This is a genomic window from Arthrobacter sp. C2, assembly GCA_024207135.1.
Classification (GTDB): domain Bacteria; phylum Actinomycetota; class Actinomycetes; order Actinomycetales; family Micrococcaceae; genus Paeniglutamicibacter.
Map to the genome: position 1 here is coordinate 756,955 of CP042428.1, position 14,549 is coordinate 771,503.

Below are 14,549 nucleotides of genomic sequence, written 5' to 3' on the forward strand. Positions count from 1 at the left end.
TCGTGACTACCTATGAATACGCTACAGACGAGGCCAAAACACTTGCGCCTCGCGTGGTTCCGATCTCCAAGGGACGGATCTTCGTCAACTGGATCACTTCCACTGACCACAAGACCATCGGGTACATGTACCTGATTTCCTCCTTCGTGTTCTTCTGCATCGGCGGTGTGATGGCCCTGGTCATCCGCGCCGAGCTGTTCGAACCGGGCATGCAGATCCTGCAGACCAAGGAGCAGTACAACCAGCTGTTCACCATGCACGGCACCATCATGCTGTTGATGTTCGCCACCCCGCTCTTCGCAGGGTTCACGAACGTCATGATGCCGCTGCAGATCGGCGCACCGGACGTGGCCTTCCCACGACTGAACGCCCTGGCCTTCTGGTTCTTCTCCTTCGGCTCGACCATCGCGTTGGCCGGATACCTGACCCCGCAGGGTGCAGCCTCCTTCGGCTGGTTCGCCTACGCACCACTGTCGAACACCACCTTCAGCCCCGGCGTCGGCGGTGACCTCTGGGTCTTCGGCCTGGCCCTGTCGGGCTTCGGCACCATCCTGGGCGCGGTCAACTTCATCACCACGATCATCTGCCTGCGTGCACCTGGCATGACCATGTGGCGCATGTCGATCTTCACCTGGAACGCGTTGATCACCTCGATCCTGGTCCTGATGGCCTTCCCGCCGCTGGCAGCCGCGCTGTTCGCACTGGGAGCGGACCGCCGCTTCGGCGCCCACGTCTTCGATCCCGAAGCCGGCGGCCCGATGCTGTGGCAGCACCTGTTCTGGTTCTTCGGGCACCCCGAGGTCTACATCATTGCGCTGCCGTTCTTCGGCATCGTTTCGGAGATCTTCCCGGTGTTCTCCCGCAAGCCGATCTTCGGCTACAAGGGCCTGATCTTCGCGACCATCTCCATTGCGGCGTTGTCCGTCTCGGTGTGGGCGCACCACATGTACGCGACCGGCCAGGTCATGCTGCCGTTCTTCGGCTTCATGACGATGCTGATCGCGGTGCCAACGGGCGTGAAGTTCTTCAACTGGATCGGCACGCTCTGGCGGGGGTCGATCACCTTCGAAACCCCGATGCTCTGGAGCATCGGTTTCATGGTGACCTTCCTCTTCGGCGGCCTGACCGGAATCATCCTGGCGGCCCCGCCGCTGGACTTCCACGTCTCGGACACCTACTTCGTCGTCGCACACTTCCACTACGTGGTCTTCGGCACCGTGGTGTTCGCGATGTTCGCCGGATTCTACTTCTGGTGGCCCAAGTGGACCGGCAAGATGCTCAACGAGCGCCTGGGCAAGATCCACTTCTGGTTGCTGTTCGTGGGCTTCCACGGCACGTTCCTGATCCAGCACTGGCTGGGCGTCATCGGCATGCCGCGTCGTTACGCGGACTACATGCCCGAAGACGGGTTCACCACCATGAACCAGTTCTCCACCGTGTTCGCCTTCATCCTGGGCATGTCGATGATCCCGTTCTTCTGGAACGTTTGGACCACGCACCGCCACGCGAAGAAGGTCACCGTGGACGATCCGTGGGGCTTCGGTGCATCGCTGGAATGGGCAACCTCCTGCCCGCCGCCGCGCCACAACTTCCACTCGATCCCGCGCATCCGTTCCGAGCGCCCGGCTCTTGACCTCCACCACCCGGAACTGAGCGCACGCTCGACCCCGGAAACCGCGGTGGCCAAGATCTTCGGCCCGGCTGACCAGAAGGACAAGTAGAGATGAAAGTAGAATCTTGGCTCTTCCTTGGCGGCGTGTTCTTCTTCACGCCGGTGGCCATCGTCTACGGGATCATGACCAAGTGGAATGAACCCGTTGGCGTACTGGCAACGTTCATGCTTGTGGGTATGACGCTCATGGTCGGTTGGTACCTGCTGCACACCTCCCGTCGGGTTGGCGCGCGTCCCGAGGACCGCGTTGACGGCGACATCCACGAGAACGCGGGCGCCATTGGCCTGTTCGCTCCGTGGAGCTGGTGGCCGCTGGTCCTCGGCACCGGTGCCGCAGTCGGTTTCCTCGGCCTGGCCGTGGGCTTCTGGGTCCTGTACATCGGCGTCGGCTTCACGATCATCGGCCTCGTCGGCTGGGTCTACGAGTTCAGCCGCGGCAACCACGCCCACTAACACGGGCATGGCGCACGCACGCTAAATCATCGGAAGCGGTGTTTCCTTCCCCCTCGGGGGAATCGGAACACCGCTTCCGGCATTTAAGCTCCGGGCCCCGATGCGCGAGAATGGAAGCAGGACGGGCCGGGTGACGGCCCGGGGACAATGGAGCAACAGTGAAACCCTATGCGCCGCAGCCCAAGGTCCAGGGCACCTTGGACCCGGAATCTCCGCTCGGGAAGTACCGGCAGATCAGGGAGATCCTTCGCACCCATGCCCGGACCGTCTGCCAACCCGGTTACCGGCTCCCGCCCGAACGCGAACTGGCCGAGGGCTTCAACGTGGCGCGCAAGACCCTGCGCCAGGCTATCGACTCGCTGGTGGAGGACCAGGTCCTCAAGCGCGTTGTCGGGGTTGGCACCTTCGTCGCGCACCCGAAGGTCGACCTGCAGGTCCGGCTGAACTCCTACAGCGAGGAAATGGTGCGCCGCGGGATGGTCCCCGATGCGCACGTGCTGCGCTTCGAGGAGGTTCCGGCCTCCGGCTCGCTGTCGCGGCACATGGAGATCGACGAGGGAGCTCCGGTGATCCGCTTCAGCCGCCTGCTGCTGGCCGACGGGAAGCCGATGAGCTTGGATGAGAACTTCATGCCCAGCGAGCTGGTGCCCGGGTTCCTGAACGACCCGCCGCCGATTTCCCTCTACCAGTCGCTGCACGAACGCTACAACCTGATCCTGGAGTGGGGAGAGGACCAGATCGAAAGCACCGCGGCCACCAGCGAGCACGCCGGGCTGCTGCAGGTCGATGTCGGGTTCCCGCTGCTGCGCATCACCCGGTACGCCTTCGTGGGCGAGGGGCTGGTGGACTATTCGATCTCGCTCTACCGTTCGGACCGCTACAAGCTCTTCGTGCCGCTGGAACGGCAGGGGAGCCGCAGCCCGCGCTACACCACCCTCAGGTAGTTCCGGGTCGCACAGGGGGCCGTGGGCGGCCGCACACGGGCCATCCCGCCAAGTGCGCGGGCCGCTTCGGCTCCCGCGCGCGCTTGCCGCCCGTGCTCTCCGCAGGGGGAGCGCCGCTCCCGGCAACCACGTGCCGTGCTGGCAGCCAGGCCGTGCGAAGCCGGGGTTCGAATGCCCGGCCGGGACGAGGGCGCGGCGCGCTCAGCCGGCTTCCGCCAGCGGTTCAAAGAGTTCGACGAGGTTCCCCGAGGGGTCTTCCACCAGGGCCTGGCTTCCGCCGACGCCGACAACCACATCCATGCGCAAGGGAACCCCACGCGCCACCAGCCTCCCAACCAGGGCCGCCAGGTTCGCGACTTCCAGGGAAATCCGGTTCCAGCCGCCGGGGGCGGGCATCGTGCCGTCGGCCATGGCGCTGCCGCCGCCACCGGGAGTCCCATCGGGCCCCCGGGACCCGGGAGCACTGAGCAGCAGCCTCAAGGCGCCGCGTTCAAGGATCGCGAAACCCGGTGCCGGGTGCATCAGGGTGGAGAACCCAAGATCCCCGACGTAGAAGGCGATCGCGGCATCGACGTCGTGAACGATATAGCGGATGCTTGCCTGTTCCATGGTCGTTGTCCCATTGCGTGGTGGTGCCCGGATGGTGGACGCGGTGCCCGGATCCGTGGGCCGGGCCCGCGCCGCCGCCTGGCAGGGTGTGGACGTTGTTGCCCCTCACCCCATCTTGTCACCGGAGCCGCCGGAGGGGATCCCGCGCAGCCGGGAAATCCCGATCCCGTCAACGACACCGGCCCCGGAGCGGGGGAGCGGGCCCTGCATGGCGGTGCACCCAGCCGGCGCGGAAATGGCCCGTGAGACGGAAAAGACGCCTTAAACACCGCTGGGGCCCGCCAATTGGCGGGCCCCAGCGGCCAGGAATGAATCCTGGCAGGTGCTACTTCTCGATGGACTCCGTGGAGGAACCTTCGATTTCTGCCGGACCGTGTCCGTGCTCTGCCTTCAGTGCTGCCAACTCGGACGGCGTCACCGGGGCAACGCGGTCCTCGAAGAAGAACTTGGACAGGGCGCCGCGGCGCTTCTCGCTGCGGCTGATGTGGCCGGCGGCGTTCGGCTGTGCGGGAATGACCTTGCGGTCCTCGTAGTTCACCAGCGTGTGCAGCTTGTACACGTCCATGTCCGCGTGGCGCTCCGAGAAGGCGCCTTCGGGCGACATCTCGATGACGCCGGTCTCGCGACCGTGCAGCACGATCTCGCGGTCCTTGCGCTGCAGCGACAGTGCGATGCGGCGGGCGACGACGAAGCCCAGGATCGGGCCGAGGATGAACAGCACGCGCAACCAGTAGGTGACGTCGTTCAGCGAGACGTGGAAGTGCGTGGCGATCAAGTCGGAGGAGGCAGCTGCCCACATCACGCAGTAGGACACAACGCCGGCAACACCCATGCCCGTACGGAACGGGGCGTTGCGCGGGCGATCCAGCAGGTGGTGTTCGCGCTTGTCCTTGGTGACCCAACTTTCGATCCACGGCCATGCGAACATGATCGTGAACATGATGCCGGCCGGGATAAGCGCCGGAACCAGGACGTTGAGGCTCAGCGTGTTCACGCCCCAGGGGAACGGGATGTTCCACTCGAAGGAGAAGTTCCCCAGCACGCCGGGCATCAGGCGCAAGGCGCCATCGACGAATCCGATGTACCAGTCCGGCTGGGTACCGGCCGAAACCGGTGACGGGTCGTAAGGCCCGTAGTTCCAGACCGGGTTGATCGTCAGCAATCCGGAGATTGCCGCGACGATGCCGTAGACGATGAAGAAGAATCCGCCGGCCTTCGCTGCGTACACCGGGCCGACCGGGAAGCCAACGACGTTGTCGTTGGTGCGGCCCGGGCCGGGGTACTGGGTGTGCTTGTGCACGACCACCATGAACAGGTGGATGCCGACCATCAGCAGGATGATCGCCGGAACGATCATGATGTGCAGCGAGTACAGGCGCGGAATGATCAGCGTGCCCGGGAATTCCCCACCGAAGAGGAACAGCGAAATGTAGGTGCCAACCAGCGGGATCGACTTCACGACGCCGTCGATGATGCGCAGGCCGTTGCCGGAGAGCAGGTCATCGGGGAGCGAGTAGCCGGTGAAGCCCGCGGCCATGGCCAGGATGAGCAGCACGCCGCCGACAACCCAGTTCAGTTCGCGGGGCTTGCGGAATGCGCCGGTGAAGAACACGCGGAGCATGTGGACCGACACGGCGGCAACGAAGAGGATCGCGGACCAGTGGTGGACCTGGCGCATGAACAGGCCGCCACGCACGTCGAAGGAGATGTCCAACGTCGAGGCGTAGGCGGCGGACATGCCAATGCCCCGGAGCGGGTTGTACGAACCGTTGTAGATGACGTGTGCCATCGACGGGTCGAAGAAGAACGTCAGGAACGTTCCCGAGATCAGCAGCAGGACGAAGGTGTACAGTGCCACCTCGCCGAACATGAAGGACCAGTGGTCAGGGAAGATCTTGCGACCGAATTCCTTGACGATTCCCGAACCGCCGACACGCTGGTCGACGAAGTGGGCGATCCGTCCGGTCGAAGTCTTCGGAGTGTACTCAGTAGTGGTGCTCATGGATTAGCCACGCTCCCAGTAGCTCGGACCAACAGGCTCGTGGAAGTCGCTCTGGGCGACAAGGAAGCCGTTGGCGTCAACCTTGATCGGCAGCTGCGGCAATGCGCGTCCGGCCGGGCCGAAGATGACCTTGCATTCCTGCGTCAGGTCGAAGGTCGACTGGTGGCACGGGCACAGCAGGTGGTGCGTCTGCTGCTCGTAAAGTGCAACCGGGCAACCGACGTGGGTGCAGATCTTCGAGTAGGCAACGATGCCCTGGTAGTGCCAGTCCTCGCGGCCCTCGGAGATTTCCATCTTGTCGGGATCCAGGCGCATCAACAGCACAACGGCCTTCGCCTTTTCGTTGAGTACGTCTTCCGCCTCGTCCAGGCCCTCGGGAATGACGTGGAAGACCGAACCGATCTGCACGTCCGAGGCCTTGATGGGGGTTCCGGAGGGATCGCGGGTGAGGCGAACGTCCGTGTCCCACATGGTGTGGCGCAGCTGCTCAACCATTTCGCCGGCGTTCTTGCCGGTGCGGTCGAGGTCGCGGAACATGAAGATGGCCGGGATCGGGGCCAAGGCAATGGCACCAATGAGGGTGTTGCGAATGAGCGGACGGCGCTTGATGCCGGTCTCTTCGATCACCTGGTTGATGATTTCCTCGGCGTCCTTGCGATCAGCCTCTGGGGTGATCTCGTGGCGCATCTCCGAGATTTCGTGGTCCGGCATCAGGGTCTTTGCCCAGTGAACGATGCCGATACCGATGCCGAGCATGGCAAATGTGGTGCCAAGGCCGAGCATCGCGTTCTGGACACGGATTTCCGAGATGTTTTCCGGACGTCCGAGAACGAAGTAAGCAATAAAGAACGACAGTGTTCCGATGATGGAGATGATGAACAGCAGCGCTACCTGACGCTCTGCTCGCTTCTCTGCATGCGGGTCGGTATCTGCCAAGCGCTTCCGATGCGGCGGAAGGCCGGGGTCCTGGAATTTATCCAGGGTTCCCGTGCCAGCCTTAGCAACGGTGCCCGAGTCGTCCGGACTGCCGTGACTATGGTCGCCCATGTTGTCTCTCATCCTTTTCTCAAGATTCATTAGTACGTAGTGATGTTGGCGGCGCTAGCCGCCAGCGGCCTATGAAGGACGCGAAGTGAGCCAGATGGTGAAGGCGATGATGATGCCCAAACCAGCGGTCCAGATGAAGAGACCTTCAGCGACCGGACCAAGGGAGCCAAGCTTGGCTCCGCCCGGCGAGCCCTGGGATTCAATTTCCTTCAGGAAGGTGATGACGTCACGCTTCTCGTCGGGGGTGATGTTCGAGTCGTTGAAGACGGGCATGTTCTGCGGACCGGTGATCATGGCCTCGTAGATGTGCTTTTCCGATACGCCGGCCAGGGCCGGGGCAAACTTGCCGCGCGTTAGTGCGCCGCCGGCAGCGGCGGCGTTGTGACACATTGCGCAGTTCACGCGGAATACCGTACCGCCCGCGGCGGAGTCGCCATGGGACGTATCGAGCATGTCTTCGGACGGGATAGCCGGTCCGGCGCCCAGGCTGGCCACGAATGCGGAGAGCTGGGAGATCTGGGCGTCATCGAACTGTACCGGCTTGGCCTGAGCCTGCGGCCCCTGCATCTGCATCGGCATACGGCCGGTACCGACCTGGAAGTCGACTGCAGCGGCGCCAACGCCAATCAGCGAAGGACCGTCAGCCGATCCTTCAGCATTCAAACCGTGGCAGGTAGCGCAGTTTGCGATGAAGAGCTTGTTGCCTTCCTCGATGTCACTTGCGCTGTATCCTGTGGCCGCCTTGGCCTCGTTGACGCTGCCGGCGGCCATGTACAGGCCTCCAGTGATGAGCAATCCCATCAACAGCAGTGCGACGGCGGCGAGTGGATGGCGGCGCCTTTGCGAAAGAGCCTTCACTTGCTGGTTCCTCACTTATTTCTTAGAACGGGGAGTTGCCATTGGTAGGCAACGATGTGGGTTGCGCTACTTCAGGAAGTAGATGATCGCGAACAGTGCGATCCACACGACGTCGACGAAGTGCCAGTAGTACGACACAACGATCGCACCGGTTGCCTCGTAGTGACCGAACTTACGTGCAATGAGCGCACGTCCGATGATCATCATGAAGGCAATGAGGCCGCCAGCCACGTGCAAGCCGTGGAAGCCGGTGGTCATGTAGAAGACGGAGCCGTAGGCGTTGGAGTTCATGGCAATGCCGTGAGCCACCAGTTCGGTGTACTCGTAGGCCTGCACGGAAACGAAGATGGCACCGAGGATGACGGTCAGGACGAACCATTCCACCATTCCCCATTCCTTCAAGTTGAACAGTCCGCCGGTGCGGCGAGGCTTAAGATCCTCGGCACGGAAGACACCCAACTGGCAGGAGAATGAGCTCGAGACCAGGATGATCGTGTTAACGAGTGCGAACGGAACGTTGAGTTTCTCGGTTTCGGTCGCCCACATCTCCGGCGATGCAGCACGGAGTGTGAAGTACATGGCGAAAAGCGCGGCAAAGAACATCAGCTCGCTGGCAAGCCAGACGACAGTTCCTACCGACACCATGTTGGGACGGTTCGGCGCAGCTTGCGCCGGGGCATTTAGGGCATGAGTCGCAGTTGTCACAGAGCCATTATGTCTATAAAAGTCCCTCTGACACCAATGCATTGGGCCCCGCGTGGCGGGAAATTTCACTGCTTCACGCCTACAGCCGCGGAAACACGCGGGATTAACATTTCAGATTTTCTACGATTCGTAGATAACCTAGTGGCGTGTCAACGATTCGAACGAAGCAAAAGTTCCCCACATGGCCGACAATTCTCTCTATCCTGATCGCCGGAGGCGACCTGGACAGGGACCAAGCGTATTGGGCCATGGGCGAGGTGATGACGGGCAATGCCACCGATACGCAAGTAGCCGGTTTCCTTGTCGCGCTTCGCTCCAAGGGCGAAACCGTTGACGAACTCACCGGCTTGGTCGAGGCGATGATCGCCAATGCGATGCCCCTGGCGGTCGAGGGCGAGTGCCTGGACATCGTCGGCACGGGAGGTGACCGACAGAACACCGTGAACATCTCCACCATGGCATCGATGGTCTGTGCCGGCGCCGGCGCCCGGATCGTCAAGCACGGCAACCGGGCATCTTCATCATCCTCGGGTTCGGCCGATGTCCTCGAAGCGCTGGGCGTGAGGTTGGACGTCCCGATCGAACGCCTCCACGACGTGCTCGACGCAGCCAACATCACGTTCTGCTTTGCCAACCTTTTTCATCCCTCGATGCGCAATGCCGCCGTGCCGCGGCGCGAGCTGGGCGTGCCCACCGCGTTCAACTTCATGGGTCCGCTGACCAACCCGTCCGAGCCCACCGCATCGGCCATCGGCTGCGCTGACCTGCGCATGGCGCCGCTGATGGCCGGAGTCCTGGCTGCCCGCGGCGTGCGCGCCCTGGTGTTCCGCGGTGAGGACGGGCTGGACGAGTTGACGACCACCGCCGAGAACCGGGTCTGGGAAGTGCGCGACGGGAAAGTGGTGGAAACGAGGTTCGATGCGCAGGCCATCGGCATGCCGAGGGTCACGATCGAGGACCTGCGCGGTGGCGACGCCCGGTACAACGCCCAGGTGGTGCGCGATGTGCTCGACGGCGCCCGGGGTCCGGTGCGCGATGCGGTGCTGCTCAATGCCGCTGCCGGGTTGGTCGCCTTTGATCCGGACGGGTCCGGTTCCTTGTCCGAGCGCATCGAGCGGGCGGTTGTCCGGGCAGCCGAGTCGATCGACTCCGGCTCCGCCCGCCAGGTTCTGGACAAGTGGATCCAGGCGACGGCCTAGTCTCAATTTCCTGCGTGTACCTGTGCACGCGGACAGGCGCCCTTGCCATCCCTACGGGACGGCAAGGGCGCCAGTGCTGTTTCTACGGCCCGGCGGCACTTTCGCCCCCATGGACCCGGGGATCGGTTTTGCGGACGCTGGCGGCCCCGTGGGGGAGCCTTCGACTCCTTCCCCGTCAGAAGGTCCGCTGGATCGAGAATCGGGGCGGACAGCCCGCTTGAGGCCAAATCCACGTAACAAAGGGCCATCGCTGAAATTCTTTTAGTCTCGTTTGCGGACCCGGTTCCCGTTCCGCGCAAAAAGCCGGGCCCCGGTCGCTCCGGACGGCTTCAGCGCGGCCACGGTGGCCGGCGGTTAACGCAACGGCGGGTGCCTGGCGGCCCCGTCGAGGGACCGCGAGACACCCGCGGGGAGTTTGCTGCGTCGTGCGGACGCCTCCGGGCTACTCGAGACCGAGCGAGAACGCCGCATCCAGGTCGTGGCTGGAATATGCGCGGAACGCGATATGCGTCTGGGTGCCGGTGATTCCGGGCACCTTGGACAGCTTGTTGGCAATGACTTCGGCCAGGTCCTCGTGCTGGCGGACCCGCGCGATGGCGATCAGGTCCCAGTCGCCGGCGACCGAATAGACCTCGGAAATGCCCTCGATGTCCGAAATCTTTTCGGCGCACTCGGGAATGCTGTCAGAAGCGGTTTGGATCATGACGAATGCAGTGACCACGTTGGTACCTCCAGTTGGTTATGGGTGGTGGTTCCCCGAACTTGCGTTGAGCCTAGTTCAGGACGCGAGGTTGCGCACGCGGCGGCGCGCAACGAGCGAGGTGACGACACGGCGGCCCAGCAGGAACACTCCGAGCACAATCGTTGCCACGATGATGAAAGGCACCGCGGCCGTGGCGCCGAACAGCACACGCAGCGCCAGGCCCAGGGCAACGGTGCCGAGCCAGACCAGCACGCCGGTGGGCCAGATCCGCGAATGGTTGGTCCAGGGGCGCGAGAGCAACGTCAGCGCCGCCAGCGCCAACAGGAACGGGGCACCGGTCCGGAGCACTCCGAGGACGGTCAGTGAATGCTGGTGGGAACCCCGTCCGCTCAAGGCAAAGATCAGGACGAGGACCACGTCGACCGCGAAATACGCGATCCAGGTCTTACGAGAGGTCATGGATCGATTCTACCGCTCGTAAAACACGTGTTCGTCACCCGGCTCCGCGGCGCGGGCCGGAACACGACCCCATGCCGTGCCCGATGCGGGCACGGGGGAGAGGACTGCCGGCAGCCAGGAAGGGTGACACGCTCGGCTCCTACCCCCGGGGCTCCACGCCGTAGGAATGGATGACGATCCCGTTGGCCATCGTCCGGGAATCCTTCAGCCGCAGCTGCGCTGCCGGTGCCTGGTCGTGGAGGAACACGGAGCCGGGGCCGGGGCCGATGAAGAACGGGTGGATCCAGAGCCGAAGCTCGTCCAGCAGCCCGTGGTCCATGAGCGTGCGGGCCAGGCGGCCGAACCCATAGGAGAGGATGTCCTGACCGGGGTCGGCCTTGAGCGCGGCAACGGCGCCGGGGACGTCGTCGCCGATGATGGCGCTGTTCTCCCAGCTCGCCTGGGTCAGCGTCGTGGAGACCACATGCTTGCGCACGGCGTTGATGCGTTCGGTGAACGGGTCCCCGTTTCGTCCCTGCCAGACCCCGGCAAAGCTGAGATAGGTGTCCTTGCCGAGCAGGATCGCATCGCATTGGTCGATCAACTCTTGCTGGATCCCGGCACTCTCGCCGCCGGGGTCATCCAGGGCGGGCCAATCCTGCGGGTTGCTGATGATCCCCTCGAGCGTGACATAGGTGGAATTGATGATCCGTCGCATGGGAAGCGCCTCCTTGGGTGATGCCGAGCGTGCATCGGATACCGCAAGGCTTCCACGCGGCAGGCCGCAGGGGAACCCGTTGCGGCGGATTGCCCGCAACAGGCCTTGGGGGCACGGCCTAAGGCCTGTTGCGGGACACCGCCTCTGAGGCTTTCGGCACGCGGATCATGCCGGCACCTGGGGATGTTGCGAGGCGGCGGCCGCGGCGCCAAGCTGTTCGAGCCGGATCTTCCGGCGTGGAGGCTGCGCGAAGGAAAGGTGCGAGCCAATCGCCAGGTCTTGGTTGACATGAAGCAATTCGCCCGGTTCCAGCAGCCGCCAATCCGGATGGGCCGTCATGATTTCCGTCGCCACGATCACGACGCGCCGCGTGGCCAGTTGCCGGCTGTGGGCGCGGATCCTGCGGCTGTGTGCGACAAGTGGTTCGGCGTCGGCCACGGGACCCGGGGGCCGGTCCAGGACGTACAGTTCGTGGGTCTCGGGATAGCGCAGGGCCCACAGGTCCGTGGCGGTGGTGAGGATGAAGTTCAGGCTGTAGACGGGCAGGTGCTGCGCGATCCAGTTCACGGCGGCGGTGATCCCGGCAGCGACATCCCCGTCCGCGCGGCGGATTTCCGCGGTCACCAACGCGAACATCCGCTCGCTGTCGGTTTGCCCCAGGACCAGGTCCCGGGTCCCGACCGAATCGAGCCGGTCCTCAAGCATGGCCATGCCGCCCAGCACCCCGTTGTGGGCGAAGAGCCGGTTGTCCTGTTCGAACGGGTGGGTGTTCACCCGGGTGTGTCCGCCGGTGCTGGCGTAGCGCACATGCGCCAGGAACGTCGTGCTTTCCAGGCGCCGGGCCTCAGCCGCGAATTCCCGGTCCTGCCAGGCCGTGAGCGGCTGTTTGTTGACCATGGCCTTCTCCCGGACATCGAAGGTACCGATGCCGGTGCCGTCCGGTTCGTAGTGGCTTTGCAGGGACAGGCTGTTGGGCGCCTCGAGCAGCCAAAAGGTGGCCTTGGCCCGGTCCAGTCCGGCGTGCAGTCCAAAAAGTCGACACATGATTCCTGCTTTCCCCTGCCCAGGGACCCGCACCCCGCCGCCGGATTGCCCCCATTCCCCACCTTGGATGATGCCGGTGGACATATCAAGGGGCAGCGGAGGCCGACTCCGGTGCGGAAGTTGTTGACCTGCGGTTCCGGCTGCACGGGTGAGGACCGAGACGCCGGTCCACGGATGCCTGCCTTCCAGGCCGGGGTCGAGGTCCAGGTCGCACAGGTGATTCTTGGGTTCATCGCCAAGGGGCAGGACTAACGTTGGATAGTGACAGCGGCGCGCGATCGCCCCTGCCCCGAAATCTGGAAAAGGGGCCGTCAAGAGTGTTTCAGGACAAGGTTCGAACCGAAGGGCACACATCGAGCCGGCGTTCGAGGAACGTCGGGAATCCACGCTACAAGTGGATCGTCCTGTCCAACACCACCCTGGGCGTGCTCATGGCCTCGATCAACGCCTCGATCTTGCTGATAGCCCTGCCCGACATCTTCCGCGGGGTGGGCATCGATCCGCTGCAGCCGGAGAACACCAGCCTGCTGTTGTTGCTGATCATGGGGTACATGGTGGTCACCGCGGTGCTGGTGGTCAGCTTCGGCCGCTTGGGGGACATGTACGGCCGGGTCCGGATGTACAACGCGGGATTCGCCATCTTCACGGTGTTCTCTGTCATGCTGGCCGTGACCTGGATGCACGGCGTTGCGGCCGTGTACTGGATGATCTTCATGAGGGTCCTGCAGGGCGTGGGCGGAGCAATGCTCTTCGCCACATCGAACGCCATCATCACCGATGCCTACCCCGTGGACCAGCGGGGCCTTGCCCTGGGGCTGAACCAGGTCGCGGGCATCGCCGGATCGTTCCTGGGGCTGGTCATCGGCGGGTTGCTGGGCCCCATCGATTGGCGCCTGGTGTTCCTGGTGTCGGTTCCGGTGGGCATCTTCGGAACGGTCTGGGCCTACCTGAAGCTCCATGACAACGGCATCCGCGAACCCGCCCGGCTCGACTGGTGGGGGAACGTCAGCTTCGCGGCGGGGTTGATCGCCGTGCTGGTCGGGATCACCTACGGAATCCAGCCCTATGCCGGGCACACCATGGGCTGGGAAAACCCGTGGGTGCTGGGCGCGCTGGTCGGTGGCACGCTGGTGCTCGTGGTGTTCGTCCTCGTCGAACACCGGGTCGCCGAGCCCATGTTTGAACTCTCGTTGTTCCGGATCCGGGCGTTCACCGCCGGCAACCTGGCGAGCCTGCTCTCGGCCATCGGGCGGGGCGGGTTGATGTTCATCCTGATCATCTGGCTCCAGGGCATCTGGCTTCCGCGCCACGGCTACGGCTTTTCCCAGACCCCGCTGTGGGCGGGAATCTACATGCTGCCCCTGACGGCGGGCTTCCTGATGGCCGGACCGGTGTCCGGGGCGATCTCGGACAAGCACGGGGCCAGGCTGCTGGCCACCGGGGGCATGGTGGTGGCCGCGCTGAGCTTCGGTTGGCTGCTGGTGCTGCCGGTGGATTTCAGTTACTGGACCTTTGCCCTGGCGTTGCTGCTCAACGGCATCGGCATGGGATTGTTCGCCGCCCCGAACCGCGCCGGAATCATGAACAGCCTGCCGGCCAACCGCCGCGGAGTCGGTGCGGGCATGAGCACCACCTTCCAGAACTCGGCCATGGTGCTTTCCATCGGGATCTTCTTCTCGTTGATGATCACCGGCCTGGCACGCGACCTGCCGAGCACCCTGGTGTCGGGGCTCACCGCGCACGGGGTCGGCATTGCCGATGCCCGCCGGGTCGCCGGCCTGCCGCCGGTTTCCGTGCTGTTCGCCTCCCTGCTGGGTTACAACCCGGTGCAGTCCCTGGTGGGGCCCACCGCGCTGGCGCAGCTGCCTCCGGCGGACTCCGCCTATCTGACTGGACGGGGCTTCTTCCCCACCCTGATATCCGGACCGTTCTCCGACGGGCTGGCGGTGGCCTTCGGGTTCGCCATCGTGGCCTGCCTGGTCGCGGCGGTGGCCTCGGCGCTGCGCGGAGGCAAGTACGCCTATGGGGATCCCAATGGCGAGGTTTCCGCCGCGGTCCAAGACCCGGCGGCCTCGCCCGACGCACACTGAACGGCCGCCACGACCATGGACGGAGGGCCCCGTCGCTGCGTAGCATGATGACCCCAAAAAGCCTCGA

General features: G+C 64.2%; 14 protein-coding genes. 5 read left to right on the plus strand and 9 right to left on the minus strand.

Annotated features, from left to right (window positions below):
• Positions 1 to 2 precede the first annotated feature (2 nt).
• From ctaD to FPY90_RS03500, 3 genes are all read left to right on the plus strand, one after another.
• The gene (gene ctaD, locus FPY90_RS03490) at positions 3 to 1,721 is read left to right on the plus strand and encodes an aa3-type cytochrome oxidase subunit I (RefSeq protein WP_071215049.1); all 1,719 of its coding nucleotides are present in this window, start codon (positions 3 to 5) and stop codon (positions 1,719 to 1,721) included.
• 2 nt (positions 1,722 to 1,723) lie between these two features.
• Positions 1,724 to 2,125: a cytochrome c oxidase subunit 4 gene (locus FPY90_RS03495; protein ID WP_071215048.1), complete on the plus strand. Its 402-nt coding sequence runs from the start codon at positions 1,724 to 1,726 to the stop codon at positions 2,123 to 2,125.
• Between the two features lie 158 nt (positions 2,126 to 2,283).
• A complete protein-coding gene (locus FPY90_RS03500) occupies positions 2,284 to 3,069 on the plus strand; it encodes a GntR family transcriptional regulator (RefSeq protein WP_071215047.1) in 786 nt (261 codons plus the stop codon).
• 201 nt (positions 3,070 to 3,270) lie between these two features.
• Here FPY90_RS03500 and FPY90_RS03505 read toward each other — a convergent pair whose 3' ends face one another.
• From FPY90_RS03505 to ctaE, 5 genes are all read right to left on the minus strand, one after another.
• The gene (locus tag FPY90_RS03505) at positions 3,271 to 3,678 is read right to left on the minus strand and encodes a VOC family protein (protein ID WP_498683845.1); all 408 of its coding nucleotides are present in this window, start codon (positions 3,676 to 3,678) and stop codon (positions 3,271 to 3,273) included.
• A 325-nt stretch (positions 3,679 to 4,003) separates the two neighbouring features.
• Positions 4,004 to 5,680 (minus strand): cytochrome bc1 complex cytochrome b subunit, encoded by a 1,677-nt coding sequence (qcrB, locus tag FPY90_RS03510; RefSeq protein ID WP_071215045.1) that lies wholly within the window; start codon positions 5,678 to 5,680, stop codon positions 4,004 to 4,006.
• A gap of 3 nt (positions 5,681 to 5,683) precedes the next feature.
• Positions 5,684 to 6,727 (minus strand): cytochrome bc1 complex Rieske iron-sulfur subunit, encoded by a 1,044-nt coding sequence (qcrA, locus tag FPY90_RS03515; RefSeq protein WP_083411255.1) that lies wholly within the window; start codon positions 6,725 to 6,727, stop codon positions 5,684 to 5,686.
• Between the two features lie 69 nt (positions 6,728 to 6,796).
• The gene (gene qcrC, locus FPY90_RS03520; protein ID WP_071215043.1) at positions 6,797 to 7,585 is read right to left on the minus strand and encodes a cytochrome bc1 complex diheme cytochrome c subunit; all 789 of its coding nucleotides are present in this window, start codon (positions 7,583 to 7,585) and stop codon (positions 6,797 to 6,799) included.
• A 66-nt stretch (positions 7,586 to 7,651) separates the two neighbouring features.
• Positions 7,652 to 8,290 (minus strand): aa3-type cytochrome oxidase subunit III, encoded by a 639-nt coding sequence (gene ctaE / locus FPY90_RS03525; RefSeq protein ID WP_071215042.1) that lies wholly within the window; start codon positions 8,288 to 8,290, stop codon positions 7,652 to 7,654.
• Positions 8,291 to 8,538: 248 nt separating this feature from the next.
• On the opposite strand from ctaE, the gene trpD reads away from it, so the two are divergent.
• Positions 8,539 to 9,489, plus strand: a complete 951-nt coding sequence (trpD, locus tag FPY90_RS03530; protein WP_498683847.1) for an anthranilate phosphoribosyltransferase — start codon at positions 8,539 to 8,541, stop codon at positions 9,487 to 9,489.
• Between the two features lie 442 nt (positions 9,490 to 9,931).
• Here the strand turns inward: trpD and FPY90_RS03535 are convergent, their stop codons facing one another.
• From FPY90_RS03535 to FPY90_RS03550, 4 genes are all read right to left on the minus strand, one after another.
• A complete protein-coding gene (locus FPY90_RS03535) occupies positions 9,932 to 10,210 on the minus strand; it encodes an Lrp/AsnC family transcriptional regulator (RefSeq protein ID WP_307579894.1) in 279 nt (92 codons plus the stop codon).
• 57 nt (positions 10,211 to 10,267) lie between these two features.
• A complete protein-coding gene (locus FPY90_RS03540) occupies positions 10,268 to 10,651 on the minus strand; it encodes a DUF3054 domain-containing protein (protein WP_498683850.1) in 384 nt (127 codons plus the stop codon).
• A 139-nt stretch (positions 10,652 to 10,790) separates the two neighbouring features.
• Positions 10,791 to 11,348 (minus strand): dihydrofolate reductase family protein, encoded by a 558-nt coding sequence (locus FPY90_RS03545; RefSeq protein ID WP_071215038.1) that lies wholly within the window; start codon positions 11,346 to 11,348, stop codon positions 10,791 to 10,793.
• Positions 11,349 to 11,513: 165 nt separating this feature from the next.
• Positions 11,514 to 12,392, minus strand: coding sequence for a class II glutamine amidotransferase (locus FPY90_RS03550; RefSeq protein ID WP_498683852.1), 879 nt, complete (start codon positions 12,390 to 12,392; stop codon positions 11,514 to 11,516).
• Positions 12,393 to 12,709: 317 nt separating this feature from the next.
• Between FPY90_RS03550 and FPY90_RS03555 the strand changes: the two genes are divergently transcribed.
• Complete coding sequence (locus tag FPY90_RS03555; protein WP_498683854.1) at positions 12,710 to 14,482, plus strand: MFS transporter; 1,773 nt, start codon at positions 12,710 to 12,712, stop codon at positions 14,480 to 14,482.
• Positions 14,483 to 14,549 lie beyond the last annotated feature (67 nt).